We start from the raw sequence: 18,563 nt of genomic DNA on the forward strand, positions 1-18,563 counted from the left end.
GCCGTACGGCGGGGGCGCGTCCGCGCCGCCGTACCAGCCGCCCGTGGCCGCGGCCGGAGCGCCGGCCGCAGCGAACGCGCCCTGCTGCTGCGCCGCGCCGGGAGCCTGGGCGGGCGGAAGCTGGCCGGTCCCGTACGGCTCGCCCGTCTGATCCGCATAGCCGGTACGACCGGCCGCGTCGGTGACGGCGGGCGCCTGCCCGGCCGGCTGCTCCGTCGCCTGCCCGCTCGGGTCGGCGACGGCCGGCGCCTGCTGCGCGATCTGCTGGGTCGGCTGCCCGCCCGCATCGGCGGGAGCCGACGCCGGCGGAGTGGTCTGCTGCGCGGCCGCATCGGCGGGAGCGGACGCCGGCTGAGCCGGCGGTACGGGCGGTACCGGCGGCAGCTGCGCCGTGCGCTCTTCCGCCGGCGCCGCCGCCTTCGTCAGCCCGACCGCCGGCGCCTCGCCCTCGGGGGCGGGCACGGGTCCGGGCGCGGGCGCGGAATCCGCCGGTGTCGTCGATGCCGGAGACCCCGTGCGCGGCGATGCCGCGGACGGAACGGCGGCGCCCTCGTTCTCGGTGCTCACAGTTGTCTCCTCAATCAGGTACACGTCAGTCGTCGCGTTTTTCCGGCCACGTTCGCATGGTCCTGCACCAGCTTTTCCCATGGCGCGTCAGACCACCGTAAGCGGAGCCTGTGACCTCGGCCGTCCGTCCTTACTACAGGACAAAACAGGCCCCCTGCGCGATCGCGCCGGCCGGTGGCACCATAACGCGGTGACCTACGCGCACCCGGCCGGGAACCAGCGTCCCGAGCGCCGTCCCCTCGACGTCGTCGCCCACCGCGGAGCCTCCGAGGACGCTCCGGAACACACCCTGGCCGCGTACCGCAAAGCGATCGAGGACGGCGCGGACGCGCTGGAGTGCGACGTGCGGCTGACCGCCGACGGCCACCTCGTCTGTGTGCACGACCGACGGGTCAACCGCACCTCCAACGGCCGGGGCGCCGTCTCCACCCTCGAACTGGCCGACCTCGCCGCCCTCGACTTCGGCTCCTGGAAGGGGCAGGCCGCCGACGCGGAGGCCCCCGACCGGGCACTGGACCGGGCCTTCCCCCCGGACACCGACCCGACCGCCGGCCCCGAGGCCGGCCGGACCTGGCGGAACGGCCGGCGCGACGGCGGCGGCACCGTCCCCGGCGACCCCGAGCGCACGTCCGTCCTCACCCTTGAACGCCTCCTCGAACTCGTCGCCGACTCCGGCCGCCGCGTCGAGCTGGCCATCGAGACCAAGCACCCCACCCGCTGGGCGGGCCAGGTGGAGGAGAGGCTGCTGGCCCTCCTCGGCCGCTTCGGCCTCGCCGACCCGCCGCCCGGCGAACCCTCGCCCGTACGGGTGATGAGCTTCTCCGCCCGTTCCCTGCACCGGGTCCAGGCCGCGGCGCCCACCCTGCCGACCGTCTACCTGATGCAGTTCGTCTCCCCCCGTCACCGCGACGGGCGGCTGCCGGTCGGGGTGGGCATCGCGGGGCCGAGCATCCGGATCGTGCGGAGCAACCCCGACTACGTGGCCCGCCTGCACCGCGCCGGCAACCAGGTGCACGTGTGGACGGTGAACGAGCCCGAGGACGTCGAGCTGTGCGCCCGCCTCGGCGTGGACGCGATCATCACGAACCGGCCCAAGGCGGTACTTACCCAGCTGGGGCGCGGGTAGCGGCCATTACATGGAGTGCACCGGCGCGTTCGCTGCGCAGCCGAGCGGCGTGAGTGCCCCACCGCGTCGAGGTTGGCCGGTTTCCGGTCCAGTCCATTGGGGCATCCATCCCCTGACGTGGGGCAAAGGAGGTCTCGGGGGTGGCGTTGGTGGTGGCACAGGAGGTGCCCACGTCGTCGATCATGGCCGTACCCCATGGTCCTGCCGGTGTGGGCGAAGCGAGACACCGGATGCGCAAGGACTTGCGCGCCAGTGGGGTACCGGATTCGGTCATCGACGACGCGGTACTGATCCTTTCGGAGCTGCTCAGCAACGCGTACCGCCACGGTCGCCCGCTGAGCCGGGAGAACGGCGCCGGAGACCGGGAGGGCAACGGCGGCATCATCGCCGCCTGGCGGCTCGACGACCGCGGCGGGCTCACCGTCGAGGTCACCGACGGCGGCGGCCCCACCCGGCCCTTTCCGGCCACCCCTTCGGTCACCGCGCGCGGCGGCCGGGGCCTGAACATCATCAGCGCACTCTCGCAGGACTGGGGCGTACGGGACGCCGCCGGCGAGGTGACCGTATGGGCGGCGATGTCCGCACGCGCCGGTTTCGCTACGCGCGTCGATCCCGACCCCCTTCTCTCCTTCTCCGATCTCGACGGGCTGATGTGATGAGCCGTCGTTCGCACCGGTAGCCGGCGTCCGCGACCTGCCGACACCGCCGGCACCGCCACCACCACCCAGGTGTACGAACGTCTCCGCGCGCCCCGGCCGCGCGTGCCCGGACCGTCCGGTCCCCCGGGCGCTAGGCTCGCGCCGTCAACGCAGTAATGCCGTCCGGCACCCGGGCGCCACACGCCGACGCCGTCGGCGACCGGCGTGGACGCGCGGGCCGGACGCAACGATCGGGAGACACGCACACCATGGCCAAGAAGCGCCGCCCCCAGACCAAGGCCGCCACGCCGCAGGCCGGCGACGCGCCGATCCCTGTCGTCGGCGCCCGCGAGCCCTGCCCCTGCGGTTCGGGCCGGCGCTACAAGGCATGCCACGGCCGCACCGCCTCGCACGCGCCGGCCGAGCTCGTGCGGCGCCCCTTCGAAGGGCTGCCGGGCGAGGCCGACTGGGTCGCCCTGCGCGAGCTGGTGCCCGCCGCGACCGTCGAGCTGAAGCTCAAGGACGGGCTGCCCGAGGGCGTGCCCTCCGTGACCCTGGCGACCGTCCTGCCGATGGCCTGGCCCGCCCTGCGCCGCGACAGCGGTGCCGTGCTGCTGGGCCTGCAGAACGACACCCCGACCGGCGACCTCAGCCGCGACCTCGCCGTCACCCTCCAGCGCGCCCTGGCCGCCGAGCCGGGCACCCCCGTCACCGCGGAGCGCACCGGCGCCGAGGGGCCGCGCCTGCAGGACCTGCTGGACCCGGCCGCTCCGTTCGAGCCGGTCGTGCACACGGGCTTCGAGTTCTGGGTCGAGAACGCCGAGAACGCCACCGGCGAGGTGGCCGCCTCCCTGGAGCGGGCGAACGCCGCGGCGATCCCGACCGTCCGGCTGTCGGGCGTCGACGCCGCGTACTGGTGCCGCACCCCGCAGAAGAACCACCTGCGCTGGGTCATGACGCACCCGGAGGAGCAGCTGCTGGACGCGCTCGCGCGGCTGCACGTCGCGGGCGGCACCTCGCTCGGCGAGGGCACCCGCCTGGTGGGCTCGTTCCGCGCCCACGGGCTGATCGTTCCGGTGTGGGACCTGCCGGGCGACGTCGGCGCCGAGGACGTGGAGAAGCCGGCCACGGCCTTCGCCGAGCGGCTCGCCACCGCGCTGGCCGACGACACCCCGCTGACGGCGGAGGAGCGCCGCGCCCGAGGCGGTCTCACGAGCCGTCAGATCACCCTGAACTGAACCGGATATACATTCGGACGACCATCAGGAATCAGCCGCGCCGCCGAACCCTGGCGGAATGATTGATTCCGGCGACCGAGGCCGGTGAATGCGGGTAAATGGCGGGTCAAACTACGTGACTCCTGTCACAACTCCCGCTCTCCGGCCGGAAATCCGCGTCCGGAAATCCACGATCGAATTTGCGAACCGCGGATCTCTTGTTACCGTTCTAGGAGCCCGGTCGCTGGTGCATCCCCCGTCGCCAGCGACCGGGCGTTTCCATGCCCGGACGCGATACGGGCCGCCCGCGCCGACGCGGCGGCGGCCACCGCCCTCCGGAAGACCGCCGGAAGGCCCCCCTGACGCGATACGGGCCGGTACGGGCCGACGACAGGCTGCAGGCCCCGGCCCGGCTCACCCCGCACCGCACGGCGCCGGAAGCGCCCTCAGCGCCCCCTCGGGGGGCTCCCGAGCGGGCGCACCGCCCGGCCCCCGCTAACCCTCCTCGGGCTCCGGCGAGTTGCTCCCGGAGCGGAGCAGCAGCTTCCCCTCCGCCGAGGCGATCTCCGCGACCGCCGCATACGAGCCATGTCCCCGCAGGGTCGTCCCGTGCGGGGTCTCGCACATGTCCGGATCATCGGTTGCGGCCATCGGGCAGGGCACCTGAACGGTCCGGCCGCCGGGGGCCATGAGGGTCAGCACTCCGGTCAGCGGGATGCCGCTGGCGTTGCGGTAGTACGTGCGCGCCCAGGTGTCCCGGCCCTGTTCCATGACGCACGTCTGGGCCTCGACGCCCGCGGGGGAGGCCAGTTCGGGACCGCACCGCGCGGCGCCGCGGGCCGCCCCGTCCGGCCCGGCGGCACCGGCGTCCGCGGCGTCGAAGCCGAGGAGGCCCGACGCGGCCGGCTGATCGCCGTCCGGGCCGAGCGGGGCGCCGACGGCACCCGGGCCGGAGAATCCGGCCGGCCGGGGCAGATATCCGCCCTTGCCGCGGATCTTGTCCGAGCCCGCCTTCGGCCGGCTCTTTTCCCGCGCGGCGGGTCCCGCGGGACCCGCCGAGGCCACCGCCAGCGGCAGCGCCACGGCGAGCGTCACGGCGCCGGCCAGCACGATCATCCGGAAATTCGCCGCGCGCCGCGAGGACGCGCCGGACACACTGGGCGCACGCACCATGGGACCACCTGCAATTCGCCGCGGAAGCGCGCTGGCTCGATCGCGGGGACGGACCGGAATTGATCGCGGGGTCGGACTCGGACGCACGCCCGCCGGGCCGGCGGCGCCCTATGTCCCGGCGCCCGTCGCAAGCCCTGTTCCCGAACAGTAGGGCCCCGGACCCGCCCTCCGATGCCATGCACGGCCGTTTCCTGCGGTTCTTTCGGCGGCTTACACCCTTACGAGTGAGAGCGCGTGCGTCTCCCGTCCGTACGCGCTCCCGGCCCCCTCGGAAAGCCGTCCTCGACGCCGCCGTCACCGGCAGGGCCCGGACAACCCGGGAAGCACCCGCCACCGGCCCCGCGCAGCGGGCGCGGTCAGTACGCCAGCCTGCTGCCGCCACCACCGGGCGTGCCCGTGCTGCGCACGCTCTGCTCGACCAGGACGTCGACCACCGAGGCGACGTCCGGCAGCCAGGGACGCGCCAGGCCGTCCAGCCGGCGGCCGGCGCCGGACCGTCCGCCGCGGCCGCCGGCAGCGGCGCCCGCCGGGCGTGGGGCCCGTTCCCAGCGGACCCGCCCGGCGCCCGTGGGGGACGGCGGCAGCACCGCGTAGCCGCCCTCCCCGTGGAAGCGCAGCGAGCCGGGCACCCAGTCCTGGCTGTTGAGCAGCTCGCCGAGGACCTCCAGCGAGTACGGCGCCACCAGCAGGGACCAGCGGGTCGGGGTGGCGACCACGGGGCCGAGCCGGACGCCCGCACGGTCGAAGGCGGCCAGCGCACGGGCCCCGGCCACAGCCGGCAGGCTCACCGCGCACGGCGCCCGGCCGCCCGTGGCGAGCACGACGGGCGCTTCGGGCCGGTTGGTCCACCACCAGCGGACCATGCGGGCGTCCGTGGTCGCCGCGAGCAGCCCGGGGTCGAACGGGTGGGCACCGGGGACCACGCAGTCGGGATCGGGGCAGCCGCATTCGCGTACGCGGCCGATGCCGGGCCGCAGCCCCACACCGGGGAGCACGGGCCACTGCCACTCCGTGGCGTAGGTCAGGGCCGCGGTGAGCACCGCGGAACGGCCGGCCCGCCGGAGGGAGAGCTTGCGTCGCCTTCCGAGGATCTCGCGCATGAGCGCTCGTTCCTTTCCGTGAACGCCGAAGGGGGGTCCCCGCCTTCGGCGGGGACCGTCTTGCACGTACATGGCACTGAGACAGGCACTGCAGGGACTGCAGGGACTGCAAGGTCTGCAGGAACCGCGTGGACTGCATGGACTGCACGGACTACGCGCAGCCCCCGGGACCTCGGGGACTACATGGCACTACGGGCACTGCTCGGCGCGGTACTCAACGCGCCGCTGCCCCTGTGACCGGCACACCAGGTGGATCACGCGTCGCTGCGCCTACAACGCAGCGCATCACGCCACGGGCCGAGCGTGAAACCTGGCGGGGGGTGGCGCGCGGATGGCGCTTCGTGCTGAACCGGTGCGCCCCTCGCCCGCGGCATGGGTTGCCCCACGCCGCTCGGGGATGGGCGTGGCCGTCGACCGATAAGACGCTCGGGTCCGCCGCCGGGTTGCGGGACGGCCCCAACTGCCGCTGCCCTTCTCCGAGTACGTACCCACCGTGGTGGATGTGACGCGTTGTTGGAGCGACGCCAGTCGACCGCAAATCGCGGGCCGCAGCAGTTTTTTCCGGCCAAACTTCAGCGGGGGACGGAACCTCATCAGACACCACCAATCCCACTGGTCCAATGCTGGACATTCCCTTGCCCGGGCGTGTACATGTGGAGCACTGATAGCACGCAACACGACAGGGGGTTTGCGATGCTATTGCGCAGAAAGCCCTGGCCAGCCAGCGGGTCGAGCGGTCTCGGCGAAGCGCCGCGGGCCGGCTCCCCGCCACGCCCGGAGCGCCCCGCCGCCCGGCCCGGCCGGAACAGCCGGCCATGACCACGCCCCACCTGCCGAAAGTGGCCGGAATCAGCCCACCGGCCCCCGCGCCCGCGCACACTTCCGCCCCTGCAGTCCCCACCCCCGCCACCGCGCCCGAGATCGCCCCCGCCGCTCCGGCGGCGTCCGCCTCCTCCTCCGCGCCTCCCGCGCCGGGCACCCTGGTCCAGGACCGCCTCGCGGGCTGGGTCTCCGACCTCACCACCCTCCACGAACTCACCGAACGGCTGGCCAGGACCGCGGACCTCGACGACGCCCTGCGCGAGGTGCTGCGGGCCGGCGCCTCGCTCGTCGGCGCGGGCCGCGGCCTCGTCACGCTCCACGGCGACGGCGACGCGGCGCACCCCGTCACGGTGGCCCTGGGCCTCGGCCGCGCCGACCTCGGCCACATCGAGACCATCCCGCACGACCACGGTCCCGGCTCCGCCGCGCCCGGCCCGTACGTGGGGCTGCTGGACGACCTGCCGCCCGTGGGCGACCGGTCCGGCACCACCCACCCCGACATCCCGGGCGAGGACGGCCTCGACCCCCGCCACCGCGAGGTCGCGGCCCGTCTGGGCTACGCCGCCAGCTATGCCGTCCCGCTGGAGTCGCCGGCCTCCTCCCCCCGTGCGGAGTCCAGCAGCCCGGAATCGAGCCTTCCGCCCGCTGCCGGGCGCATCGGCGCGGCCGTCTGGCTGTACGACGAGCCCGCCGAGCCCACCCGGCGCCAGCGCCACCTGGCGGGCCTCTACTGCGGCTACGCGACCGAGCACCTGGCCCGGCTGCTGGAGCTGACGCACGCCCGCGAGACGGTGGCCGCGCTGTACGAGGAGCTGCTGCCCACCCGGCTGCCCCGGGTGCCCGGCGTCCGCCTCGCCGTCCGCCACCGCCCGGGGCCGCGGGGCGGCGGCGACTGGTACGACGCGCTGGCGCTGCCCGAGGGGGCCCTGGGCCTCGCCATCGGCGGAATCACTGGTTCCGGACCGGAGGCGGTCGCCGCGGTGGGACGGCTCCGGGCCTCCCTGCGCGCGTACGCCGTCATGGAGGGCGAGGATCCGGTCGCCGTCCTCTCCGACCTGGAGCTGCTGCTGCGGGTGACCGAGCCGACCCGCGCCGCGACCGCCCTCTTCGCCTACTGCGAGCCCGCCGAGCGGAAGGTGGTCGTCGCGGGGGCCGGGCACTGCTCACCGCTGATCATCGGGTCCGGGCGGGCCGAGTACGTGGAGACCTCGCTCTCGGCGCCCCTGGGGATGCTGACGTGCTGGGAGGCGCCCAGCGTCGACATCGAACCCGAGCCCGGAGAAACGCTCCTCTTCTACAGCGACGGCCTGCTGCACCGCACCGGCGACACGATGGACCGCGCCTACACCCGGCTGCACTCGGCCGCGGCGAGCGTGCCCCGCGCCGCACGGAACGACCCCGACGCCATCGCCGACCACGTGCTGCGGACGGTGCTGCCCGAGGACGCCTCCCCGGCGGACGGCGAGGACGTCATCCTCCTCGTGGCCCACTTCACCTGAGAGCCGCGTTTGAGCCGCACATTCGCCCGGAAAGACGGGTGAACCACCGGTCTGAACATATGTCCGGCCTTCGCTGACTGTTCGGTCACAGCCTTCTCGGGCACTTTCCCCCACACATACGATGGAAAGCGGCCCCGTTCGAGGAGGAAACGCAGTGACCGAGCACCAGCCCGCGCCCGAGAACCCCGAAGGCGACGAGCCGATCAAGCAGCGGAAGAACGGCCTCTACCCGGCCGTGTCCGACGAGCTCGCCGAGAACATGAAGTCCGGCTGGGCCGACACGGAGCTGCACGACCTGCGCCCCATAGCCCAGGCCGCCGAGACCGCGCGCCGCCGTACCGAGCTGTCCGCCCGCTTCCCGGGCGAGCGCCTGGTGATCCCGGCGGGCAACCTCAAGACCCGCTCGAACGACACCGAGTACGCCTTCCGCGCCTCGACCGAGTACGTGTACCTCACCGGCGACCAGACCCAGGACGGCGTGCTCGTCCTGGAGCCCACCGCCGACGGCCACGAGGCGACGATCTACCTCCTGCCGCGCTCCGACCGCGAGAACGGCGAGTTCTGGCTCGACGGCCAGGGCGAGCTGTGGGTCGGCCGCCGGCGCAGCCTGGGCGAGGCCGAGCAGCTGCTGGGCCTGCCCGCCAAGGACGTGCGCGAGCTGGCCGACGCCCTGCGCGAGGCCACCGGGCCCGTCCGCAACGTCCGCGGCCACGACGCCGGCATCGAGGCGGCCCTGACCGACAAGGTCACCGCCGAGCGCGACGAGCAGCTGCGCGTCTTCATCAGCGAACAGCGCCTGGTCAAGGACGCGTTCGAGATCGGCGAGCTGCAGAAGGCCGTCGACTCCACCGTCCGCGGCTTCGAGGACGTCGTGAAGGTCCTCGACAAGGCCGAGGCGACCAGCGAGCGGTACATCGAAGGAACGTTCTTCCTGCGCGCCCGCGTCGAGGGCAACGACATAGGCTACGGCTCCATCTGCGCCGCCGGCCCGCACGCCACCACCCTGCACTGGGTGCGCAACGACGGCCCCGTGCGCTCCGGCGAGCTGCTGCTGCTCGACGCCGGCGTGGAGACCCACACGCTCTACACCGCCGACGTCACCCGCACGCTGCCGGTCAACGGCACCTACACCGAGCTGCAGCGCAAGATCTACGACGCGGTCTACGAGGCCCAGGAGGCCGGCATCGCGGCCGTGAAGCCGGGGGCCAAGTACCGCGACTTCCACGACGCCGCCCAGCGGGTCCTGGCCGAGAAGCTGGTCGAGTGGGGCCTGGTGGAGGGCCCCGTCGAGCGCGTCCTGGAGCTGGGCCTGCAGCGCCGCTGGACCCTGCACGGCACCGGTCACATGCTCGGCCTGGACGTCCACGACTGCGCGGTCGCCCGCACGGAGACCTACGTGGACGGCGTCCTGGAGCCCGGCATGGTGCTGACCGTCGAGCCCGGCCTGTACTTCCAGGCCGACGACACGACCGTGCCGGAGGAGTACCGGGGCATCGGCGTCCGGATCGAGGACGACATCCTCGTCACCGAGGACGGCAACCGGAACCTCTCCGCCGGCCTGCCGCGCACGTCCGCGGACGTCGAGGCGTGGATGGCGGGCCTGAAGGGCTGACGACCGCCGCGGCGCCCGCCGCGCCCGGGCCTACCCGGCCCACCCGGCCGGTCCACGACGACCCCGCGGCCGCTCCCGGCGGCCGCGGGGTCGTCCGCGCCCCGGGGGCAGCCGGGCAGCGGCGGGCGCATCATGGCTGGAGGGGCTTCCGTACGAGGGAGGTGCCGGCCATGACGAAGTTCATGGACGTCCATCACGGCATGCAGGGCATCACCAAGGACCAGCTCGCGACCGCGCACCGCGCCGACCAGGCGATCGAGCGCGAGGAGGGCGTGCACTTCGAGCGGGCGTGGGCGGACCCGAAGTCGGGCACCGTCTACTGCCTCTCCGAGGCGCCCTCGGCGGATGCGGTCAAGCGCGTCCACGAGCGGGCCGGGCATCCGGTCACCGAGGTCCACCCGCTGCCGATCACGATCACCTGACCGGCCGGTCCGGTCTCCTCGCCGGCCCGTCTCCGTCTCCTGGCCTGCCGGGGCCGTGCCGTGCTCACGAGGCCCTCAGCAGGGCCCCCGCCGGCGGGGCTCCCTCTCTCCACTTGAGGATCTTGTCGAAGCTGACCACGGCGCCCGGGCGGCCCGGGCGGTTGCGGACGCGGACGTGATCGGTGAGGGAAGCGATCAAGAAGAGACCCCGGCCGTGTTCGTCGTGGACGGAGGCCGGGGTCCTGGGCTGCAGCGGGCGGGCCGGCTGCCGTCCGGCCCGTACGGGCCGGTCGGTGAAGCCCGGCCCCGAATCCGTGACCTCGATGCGACAGGTGTCACCGTCGATCAGAGCGGTCACGCGATAGCCGGGGGATGCGTCACCACCGTGCTCGACCGCGTTGGCACACGCCTCGCTGAGTGCGACCGCGAGGTCGTAGGAGGTGTCGGGGTCCACCCCGGCCGTCTCCATGGCACCGATCAGAAGCCGACGGGCGAGCGGAACGCTCGCGGCCTCGCGCCGCAAGTGGAGTGACCACCAAATGCTCATGCTCAGCCTCCTGGCTGCGGCTCGACATACCGATACGTATAGCCGCGCGAGGCGGTGTGTAAGCCTGCCGGCCGTGTGAGACCGCTCATTCGGCCGACGCGCCATGTGGGGGAAGGCGTGTATGGGACGCGACCGGAATGAGTGCCTCCGGCGGAGGTCCCCTTTCCACCCCTGCCGTAGGGAATCGATGGGGCCGGTGGGATGATGGCGCAGCCATGCCTCACCCCGTCGCGCGCGCCGGCGCCGATCTGCGACTGATCCGGGCCGCGGTGTTCACCGCGGTCTGCGTTCTGCTGTCCGCGGGCGGGCACGTGCTGGCCTCCTGCGCGAGCGTTCCCCCGTGGACGCTGGCCGCGGCCTTCCTGGCCGTCTTCGCGGTGTCCGCGCCGCTGGCCGGGCGCGAGCGCTCGCTGCCGGGGATCGCGGCCCTGCTGGCCGTCGGACAGCTCGCGCTGCACACCCTCTTCGGCCTCGGGCAGCACGCCGCGTCGTCGGTCTCCGCCGTGTCCGGCACGGCGGACGGCCGACGGGCCGGCGCCGAGGGCGGGTTGATCCACTTCGCCACGCAGCTCACCTGCAACCAGCGCCCGTTGTCCGCCGCCGAGGCCCGCCAGGTGATCACGGACGCCGGCCTCGACCCGGCCGTCCACCCCGCCGTCCACCAGGCGGGAGCCGGCCAGGACGCCCCGGCGTCCCTGTGGCACGCGCTGCTGCCCTCGCCGGCGATGACGCTCGGCCACCTCCTCGCCGCGCTGGCCCTGGGCTGGCTGCTGCGCCGCGGCGAGGCCGCGCTGTGGCGAGCGGTGCGGCTGTCGGCGCAGTCCGCGCGCGGTCTCGCGGAAGCGACGCTCGTCCGCGCGCTGCGGTCGCTGCTACTGCTCGTCCGCGTACCGGCGGCGCAGCCGCTCGTCGTGCCCGGCCGTCCGACGGACGCCGAGGACGAACGCCCGGCCCGCGAGCCGGAGCTGCGCCACCTGGTGATCAGGCGGGGCCCGCCGCGCTACGCCCTCGCGGCCTGACGAACGCGACGCACCACTGCCCGGACAAGGAGCGGCAGGGGGTGTTCGCGCTGTCGCCGCACGCGCGCCATCCCCCTCTGTTCTCCTGCCACGTGGAGTGTTTCCCCATGACTTCGTCCCGTCGTCTCCGTGCCGCCCGTACCGCCCTGGTCGGCGGCATCGCCGCCGGCAGCCTGCTGCTGCTCGCCGGCCCCGCCTCCGCGCACGTGAGCGTGCAGCCCGGCACCGCCGAGAAGGGCGGCTACAGCACCATCTCCGTCAAGGTGCCCAACGAGAAGGACAACGCCTCGACGGTGAAGCTGGAGCTGAGCCTCGACCCCAAGCACCCGCTGGCCTCCGTGATGCCGCAGGCCGTGCCGGGCTGGGAGGTCAAGGTCGAGAAGACCAAGCTCGACAAGCCGCTGCAGGTGCACGGCAAGACGATCGAGGAAGCCGTCTCCAAGGTCACCTGGACCGGCGGCAAGATCGAGCCGGGGCAGTTCCAGCAGTTCCCGCTGTCCGTCGGCCAGCTGCCGACCGACACCGACGAGCTCGTCTTCAAGGCCCTGCAGACCTACTCCGACGACGACGTCGTGCGCTGGATCGACGCCTCGACGCCGGGCGGCCACGAGGCCGAGCACCCGGCCCCGGTCCTGAAGCTCGTCGCCAAGGGCTCCACCGCCGGCGCGGGTGACCACCACGACGACAAGAACGACAAGGCCGCGGGCGACAAGGCCGGCAAGGGCTCCGAGGCCGGGACGGCCGCCGCGGAGAAGTCCTCGGGCTCCGACACCACCGCCCGCGTCCTGGGCGTCGTCGGCATCGTCGTCGGCGTGGCCGGTGCGGTCTTCGGCGTCGTCGCCGGACGCCGCCGCTCCGCCGCCTGAGCCGGTCCGGCTCCCCAAGGCCCGTAAGGCCGGTCCGGCGGCGCGTCCGCGCGCCCGCCGGGCCGGCAGCACCGACCGATTCCCTGGAGAGAAGCACTCCATGCGCACCAAGTTCGTGGGCGCGGTCCTGGCCGCGGCCGCCGCGCTCACCCTGACCGCCTGCGGCGGCTCGGGCGGCTCCGGCGACAAGCCCGCCGCCGACGTCTCCGCCGAGCCCGCCAGGACCGGGGCGATCACCCTGGACTCGCCCAAGGCCAAGCCCGACCTCGTCCTGACGGACACCTCGGAGAAGAAGTACGAGCTGGTCAAGGAGACCAAGGGCCGCCCGGTCCTGCTCTACTTCGGCTACACCTACTGCCCCGACGTCTGCTCGACGGTCGTCGCCGACATCGCCGCCGCCGAGAAGAAGCTGCCGAAGGAGGACCAGGACAAGCTCCAGGTCGTCTTCGTCACCACCGACCCCGAGCGCGACACCCCCAAGCGGATGCGCGAGTGGCTGGACGCGCAGGGCGGCCAGGACATAGTCGGCCTCACCGGTGACTTCGCCACCATCCAGGCCGCGGCCAAGCCGCTGGGCATCCTCGTCGAGCCGGCCAAGAAGGAGAAGGACGGCTCCGTCACCGTCAGCCACGGCGCCGAGGTCGTCGGCTTCTCGCCGAAGGACGACGGCGGCCACTGGATCTACACCTCGTCCACCACGTCCGAGCAGTACACCAAGGATCTCCCGAAGATCATCAAGGGGGAGAACCCGTGATGCGCGCCAAGAAGATGAGCAGGACCACCACCGCCACCGCCGCCGTCCTGCCGCTCGTCGTCGCCGGGGGCCTGCTCCTGGTGACCGGATGCCAGTCGGAGAAGAACGCCCTCTCCCCCGGCAAGCCCGACCTGTCGGTCAGCGGCGCCTACCTGCCGCAGCCGGCGATGGCCGACATGGCCGCCGCCTACTTCACCGTCACCAACGACGGCGGCAAGGCCGACCGGCTCACCAAGGTCACCACGCCGCTCTCCGCGGACGCCACCCTCCACACCACCGAGGGCTCGCAGATGAAGCACGCCGCGGAGCTGGAGGTGCCGGCCAAGGGCAAGCTGTCGCTCGCGCGCGGCGGCACGCACCTGATGCTCGGCAAGCTCAGCCACAAGCCGAAGACGGGCGAGAAGATCGAGTTCACCCTGCACTTCGCCACCTCGGCACCCATCAAGATCAAGGTGCCGGTCGAGAGCACGACCTTCCGTCCCAAGGTCTGAGAACCGAGGACTGACGTGCGATGAAGACCGCGATCACCGGGCGGGTGCCGTCGCTGCTCGCCGCCGTGCTCGCCGCGCTGCTGTGCGTGCTGACGCTCGGCGCCGGCACGGCGTCGGCCCATGCGGCACTCACCTCCACCGACCCCGCCGACGGGTCGGTCGTGCCGGCCGCCCCGCAGCGGGTGGAGCTCACCTTCTCCGAGGGCGTGCTGCTCAGCGCCGATTCCGTGCGGGTCCTCGACCCGCGCGGCGAGCGGGTCGACGAGGGCCGGCCCCAGCACGTGGACGGCAGGTCCGAGTCGGCCGCCGTCACGCTGCGCGGCGGGATCGGCGACGGCACCTACACGGTGGCGTGGCAGGCCGTCTCGGCGGACAGCCACCCGGTGGCCGGGGCCTTCACCTTCTCCGTCGGCGCCCCGTCGAAGACGGTGGTGACCGTGCGGTCGGCGGCCACGACGATCGACCCGGCCGTCGACACCTTCTACGGCACCGGCCGCCTCGCGGCGTACGCGGGCTTCGTCCTGCTCGTCGGCGGCTGTGTCTTCGCGGGCGTGTGCCGCGCCTCGCGGCCGGTGCAGCGGATCGCGGTGGCCGGCTGGGTCACGCTGTTCGTCTCCACGACCGCGCTGTTGCTGCTGCGCGGCGCGTACACGAGCGGCAAGGGACTGGGCTCGGTCCCCGACCTGTCGCTGCTCGGCGACGTGCTGGCCACCAAGCCGGGCGCGGCGCTGCTGTCGCGACTGCTGTTGCTGAGCGCGGCGGCCGTCTTCCTGGCGGTGCTGTTCGGTTCGTACGCACCGCAGGCGCGGGAGGGCGACGACCGCGCCGGCGACGGGCGTTCCGGCGAGGGCGCGGACGCGGCGCGCCGGAACGTCGCCTACGGGCTGGGCATCGGCGGCTTCGTCGTCGCGGCCGGGCTGGCGGCGACGTGGGCGATGGCCGAGCACGCCTCGGCGGGCATCCAGCCGTGGCTGGCCATGCCCGTCGACGTGGCACACCTGCTGGCCGTGGCGGTCTGGCTGGGCGGCCTGGCCGGGCTGCTGGCCGTGCTGCGGTCCGGTGAGGCGATCGGGCGCCCGGCGGTGGAGCGCTTCTCGCGCCTGGCGTTCGCCTCGGTGTGCGTCCTGGTGGCGACCGGGCTCTACCAGTCGTGGCGACAAGTCGGCTTCTCGTGGAGCACCCTGACGGGCACCGAGTACGGGCGCTGGCTGCTGCTGAAGGTGGCACTGGTCGCCGTCATGCTGGCCGTCGCCTTCTTCTCGCGGCGCTGGACCGGCCGGCTCGCCGACGGCGGGACGGCCGGGCAGGCTTCCGGCACGGCGGCCGGCACGGTCCGCCGGACCAGGGGCCCGGTGGGGGTGCCCGCCGCGGCCAGGACCGCCGCGGCCGATCCCGTCCGGGCCGCCCAGCTCGCCCGGCAGCGGGCCGCGGTCGAGAAGGCGAGCGGGCTGCGGGAGCGCGACGCCGACGCGGACCGCAGCGGACTGCGGCGCTCGGTCCTCGCCGAGACGGTCGTCGCCGTCGCCCTGCTGGTCGTCACCACGCTGCTGACCGGCACCCAGCCCGGCCGCGCCGAGGCCGGGCAGAAGCGGGCGGCGGGCGCGGCCGGCACGGCTCCGGCCGCTTCCGGCCCCGCCGACGTGCGCCTCGCCTACGACACGGGCGGGACGAACGGCCGCGGCACCGCCCGCGTCACCGTCGACCCGGCGCGCTCCGGCGCCACCACCGTCTCCGTCACTCTGACGGATCCCTCCGGACGCCCCGTGGACGTCCCTGAGCTCACACTGGCCATGACCGAGACGACGCAGCGCATCGGTCCACTCCGGGCCGCCCTCGTGCGTCAGTCCGTCGGACGCTGGCAGGCCACCGGCTTCCGACTGCCCATGGCGGGCGACTGGCAGCTGTCCCTGACCGTACGGACCTCGGACATCGACCAGGTCACCGAGATCGAGAGCGTGAAGATCAACTGATGGCTGACAGGACCGACACCCTTTCCGGCGACGCGTCCCCCGAGGACGTGCAGAAGATCTCCGACAACGGCACCGGCGGCGTCTCCCGCCGGCGGCTGCTCGGCACCGCCGGTGCCGCCGGCGCCGTCGCGCTCGTCGCGGGCGGTGCCGCCGGTGCCACCGGTGTGTCGGTGGTGCGCGGCAAACCCGATCCCCTCTCCTCGGTCGGCTCGGCGAACGTGGCCTTCCACGGCACCCATCAGGCGGGCATCCTGCAGCCCTCGCAGGCGCACGGGCACCTGGCCGCCTTCGACCTCGCGCCCAAGGCCGACGTCAAGGCCGCCGCGGCCCTGCTGCGCCGCTGGTCGGCCGCGGCCGCGGACATGATGGAGGGCCGCACGCCCCAGGGCGACGAGCTGGGCATCGCCCTCGACGCCGGGCCGTCGTCCCTGACCGTCACCATCGGCTTCGGACGCACCTTCTTCGACCGGACCGGTCTCAAGGCCAAGCGCCCCGAGGCGCTGGAGCCGCTGCCCGCCTTCACCGCCGACGCCCTCGACCCCAAGCGCAGCGAGGGCGACCTGTGGGTGCAGATCGGCGCCGACGACGGGCTGGTCGCCTTCCACGCGCTGCGGCTGCTGCAGCGGCTGGCGGCGGACACCGCCAAGGTGCGCTGGCAGATGAACGGCTTCAACCGCACACCCGGCGCCACCGAGAACCCGATGACCGGCCGCAACCTCATGGGCCAGATGGACGGGACAAACAACCCGAAGGAGACCGACGCGAACTTCGCCGAACGGATCTTCGTGCCGGACAACCGCACCGGTGCCGACGCGTGGATGGCCGGCGGCTCGTACGTCGTCTTCCGGCGCATCCGGATGCTGCTCGACAGCTGGGACAACCTGTCGCTGGAGCGACAGGAGAAGATCATCGGCCGCCGGAAGTCGGACGGCTCCCCGCTGTCGGGAGGCACCGAGACCACCCGCCCGGACTTCAACAAGATGGGTCCCGACGGGGTGCTGGCGATTCCGGGCGACGCGCACGTCCGGGTGGCCTCGCCGGCGACCAACCGCGGTGCGGCGATGCTGCGCCGGGCGTTCTCGTACCACGACGGCTTCCGGGACGACGGCGCTCCGGACGCGGGCCTGCTGTTCATCGCCTGGCAGGCGGACCCGCGCAAGGGCTTCACCCCGGTGCAGCGGAAGCTGGACCGCGGCGACGGGCTCTCGCGCTTCCTGAAGCACGAGGCGAGCGGGGTGTTCGCGGTGCCGGGCGGATGCGCTCCGGGGGAGTACGTGGGGCAGCGGCTGCTGGAGGGGTGATCCCGGGCCCACGGCGGGGCGGCCGTCCCCGCGCGGGCCTCACCGGGCATCCGCGGACGGCCCCGCACGGGCATCGGTATGGTGGCTGCTCCACCAGATGATCGCTCGGAGGGACATCGCGTGAGGTCGGCAACGCGCTACACCTACCTCGGCCCGGAGGGCACGTTCACCGAGGCCGCCCTCCGTACTCTCCCGGAGGCGGCCACCCGCGAGCTCGTCCCCATGGTCTCCGTGCCCGCCGCGCTCGACGCGGTGCGGGGCGGCGAGGCCGCGGCCGCGCTCGTGCCGATCGAGAACTCCGTCGAGGGCGGCGTCACCGCGACGCTCGACGAGCTGGCCACGGGCGAGCCGTTGATGATCTACCGCGAGGTGCTGCTGCCGATCGCGTTCGCCCTGCTCGTGCGGCCCGGCACGCGGCTGGAGGACGTCAAGACGGTCACCGGGCACCCGGTCGCCCAGCCGCAGGTGCGCAACTGGCTGGCGGCCAACCTGCCGGACGCGGTGTGGGAGTCGTCGGCGTCGAACGCGGACGGGGCGCGGCTGGTGCGCGAGGGCCGCTACGACGCCGCGTTCGCCGGGGAGTTCGCGGCGGCCACGTACGGACTGCAGCCGCTGGTCACCGAGATCCACGACGCGGAGAACGCGGAGACCCGCTTCGTGCTGGCCGGCCGTCCGGCGCGGCCGGCGGCGCGGACGGGCGCGGACCGCACGTCCCTGGTGATGTGGCAGCGGGACGACCACCCGGGTGCGCTGCTGGGATACCTGCAGGAGTTCGCCGTGCGGGGCGTGAACCTCATGCGGATCGAATCGCGGCCGACGGGCCAGGGAATGGGCCGCTACTGCTTCTCGGTCGACTGCGAGGGGCACATCACCGACCGCCGGGTGGCCGAGGCGCTGATGGGGCTCAAGCGGACGTGCGCGGAGGTGCGGTTCCTGGGGTCGTACCCGCGTGCGGGTGTCGACCCGGACGTCCGGACGGATGCCTTCTCGGTGCGGCCGGGGACCTCGGACGGTGATTTCGTGGCGGCGGCGGAGTGGCTGGCACGCTGCCAGGACGGCCGGGCCTGAGGCTTTTCCCACAGGGTTATCCACAGGCACCCCCGAAGCTGGGGATAAGTCGACACAGCGAGGTGTCGAGAAGCGCGGCGAAACGGTCAAGGTCGACAAATCGCCGCGGTCGGCCGCAGGGGCCGTCCACAGCCCCCCTCCGGCCGGCCCGCGCCCCTGCGTCTACCGAAAAGCCTCGAACAACCCCTTAGGGGGAGAGAAACCCATCCCAAAGAGTGTCCGGACGATGTTTGGCCGGAGAAACTCTGACGAATGACAGAAGAGGCGGAAGGCGAGATTCCGGCATCCACAGATTTCGCGCACACCCTGTGGACAAAGAACCGGAAGGATCACTTCCTGTGGACAACGGGTGTCCTCAACTCCCGTCCTCC

Annotated in this window: 16 protein-coding genes and 1 pseudogene; 13 read left to right on the forward strand and 4 right to left on the reverse strand. The window is 73.5% G+C overall.

What is annotated here, in order from left to right; translation table 11 throughout:
- Positions 1–567: pseudogene (locus tag LE181_RS24580) on the reverse strand (hypothetical protein); the annotation flags it as partial.
- A 190-nt stretch (positions 568–757) separates the two neighbouring features.
- Here LE181_RS24580 and LE181_RS24585 point away from each other — a divergent pair.
- From LE181_RS24585 to LE181_RS24595, 3 genes are all read left to right on the forward strand, one after another.
- Positions 758–1,693, forward strand: a complete 936-nt coding sequence (locus LE181_RS24585; protein WP_225663667.1) for a glycerophosphodiester phosphodiesterase — start codon at positions 758–760, stop codon at positions 1,691–1,693.
- A gap of 230 nt (positions 1,694–1,923) precedes the next feature.
- The gene (locus LE181_RS24590) at positions 1,924–2,349 is read left to right on the forward strand and encodes an ATP-binding protein (RefSeq protein ID WP_263869363.1); all 426 of its coding nucleotides are present in this window, start codon (positions 1,924–1,926) and stop codon (positions 2,347–2,349) included.
- Between the two features lie 251 nt (positions 2,350–2,600).
- Positions 2,601–3,569, forward strand: a complete 969-nt coding sequence (locus LE181_RS24595; RefSeq protein WP_225663668.1) for a DUF5926 family protein — start codon at positions 2,601–2,603, stop codon at positions 3,567–3,569.
- 474 nt (positions 3,570–4,043) lie between these two features.
- On the opposite strand, the gene LE181_RS24600 is transcribed toward LE181_RS24595, so the two are convergent.
- Positions 4,044–4,721, reverse strand: coding sequence for a hypothetical protein (locus tag LE181_RS24600; RefSeq protein WP_225663669.1), 678 nt, complete (start codon positions 4,719–4,721; stop codon positions 4,044–4,046).
- Positions 4,722–5,077: 356 nt separating this feature from the next.
- A complete protein-coding gene (locus LE181_RS24605; RefSeq protein ID WP_225663670.1) occupies positions 5,078–5,821 on the reverse strand; it encodes a bifunctional DNA primase/polymerase in 744 nt (247 codons plus the stop codon).
- Between the two features lie 815 nt (positions 5,822–6,636).
- On the opposite strand from LE181_RS24605, the gene LE181_RS24610 reads away from it, so the two are divergent.
- From LE181_RS24610 to LE181_RS24620, 3 genes are all read left to right on the forward strand, one after another.
- A complete protein-coding gene (locus tag LE181_RS24610; protein WP_225663671.1) occupies positions 6,637–8,142 on the forward strand; it encodes a PP2C family protein-serine/threonine phosphatase in 1,506 nt (501 codons plus the stop codon).
- Positions 8,143–8,296: 154 nt separating this feature from the next.
- Entirely contained in the window at positions 8,297–9,754 is a 1,458-nt protein-coding gene (locus tag LE181_RS24615) for an aminopeptidase P family protein (RefSeq protein WP_372458486.1), read from the forward strand.
- A gap of 170 nt (positions 9,755–9,924) precedes the next feature.
- Positions 9,925–10,176 (forward strand): SCO4226 family nickel-binding protein, encoded by a 252-nt coding sequence (locus tag LE181_RS24620; protein ID WP_225663673.1) that lies wholly within the window; start codon positions 9,925–9,927, stop codon positions 10,174–10,176.
- Positions 10,177–10,240: 64 nt separating this feature from the next.
- Here the strand turns inward: LE181_RS24620 and LE181_RS24625 are convergent, their stop codons facing one another.
- Positions 10,241–10,723, reverse strand: a complete 483-nt coding sequence (locus LE181_RS24625) for an ATP-binding protein (RefSeq protein ID WP_225663674.1) — start codon at positions 10,721–10,723, stop codon at positions 10,241–10,243.
- A gap of 215 nt (positions 10,724–10,938) precedes the next feature.
- Here LE181_RS24625 and LE181_RS24630 point away from each other — a divergent pair, with 215 nt between their 5' ends.
- From LE181_RS24630 to pheA, 7 genes are all read left to right on the forward strand, one after another.
- On the forward strand, positions 10,939–11,742 hold the full coding sequence (locus LE181_RS24630) for a hypothetical protein (protein ID WP_225663675.1): 804 nt from the start codon (positions 10,939–10,941) through the stop codon (positions 11,740–11,742).
- A 107-nt stretch (positions 11,743–11,849) separates the two neighbouring features.
- Positions 11,850–12,608: a YcnI family copper-binding membrane protein gene (locus LE181_RS24635; protein WP_225663676.1), complete on the forward strand. Its 759-nt coding sequence runs from the start codon at positions 11,850–11,852 to the stop codon at positions 12,606–12,608.
- 100 nt (positions 12,609–12,708) lie between these two features.
- A complete protein-coding gene (locus LE181_RS24640) occupies positions 12,709–13,362 on the forward strand; it encodes an SCO family protein (protein ID WP_225663677.1) in 654 nt (217 codons plus the stop codon).
- Complete coding sequence (locus tag LE181_RS24645; RefSeq protein ID WP_225663678.1) at positions 13,362–13,853, forward strand: copper chaperone PCu(A)C; 492 nt, start codon at positions 13,362–13,364, stop codon at positions 13,851–13,853. The genes LE181_RS24640 and LE181_RS24645 overlap by 1 nt, the downstream gene beginning before the upstream one ends.
- 20 nt (positions 13,854–13,873) lie before the next feature.
- Positions 13,874–15,823 (forward strand): copper resistance CopC/CopD family protein, encoded by a 1,950-nt coding sequence (locus LE181_RS24650; protein ID WP_225663679.1) that lies wholly within the window; start codon positions 13,874–13,876, stop codon positions 15,821–15,823.
- Entirely contained in the window at positions 15,823–17,124 is a 1,302-nt protein-coding gene (gene efeB, locus LE181_RS24655) for an iron uptake transporter deferrochelatase/peroxidase subunit (RefSeq protein WP_225663680.1), read from the forward strand. The genes LE181_RS24650 and efeB overlap by 1 nt, the downstream gene beginning before the upstream one ends.
- A 120-nt stretch (positions 17,125–17,244) precedes the next feature.
- Positions 17,245–18,192, forward strand: a complete 948-nt coding sequence (gene pheA / locus LE181_RS24660; RefSeq protein WP_225663681.1) for a prephenate dehydratase — start codon at positions 17,245–17,247, stop codon at positions 18,190–18,192.
- Positions 18,193–18,563: the final 371 nt, after the last annotated feature.

It is taken from the genome of Streptomyces sichuanensis, from assembly GCF_020328095.1.
GTDB lineage: Bacteria > Actinomycetota > Actinomycetes > Streptomycetales > Streptomycetaceae > Streptomyces > Streptomyces cinnamoneus.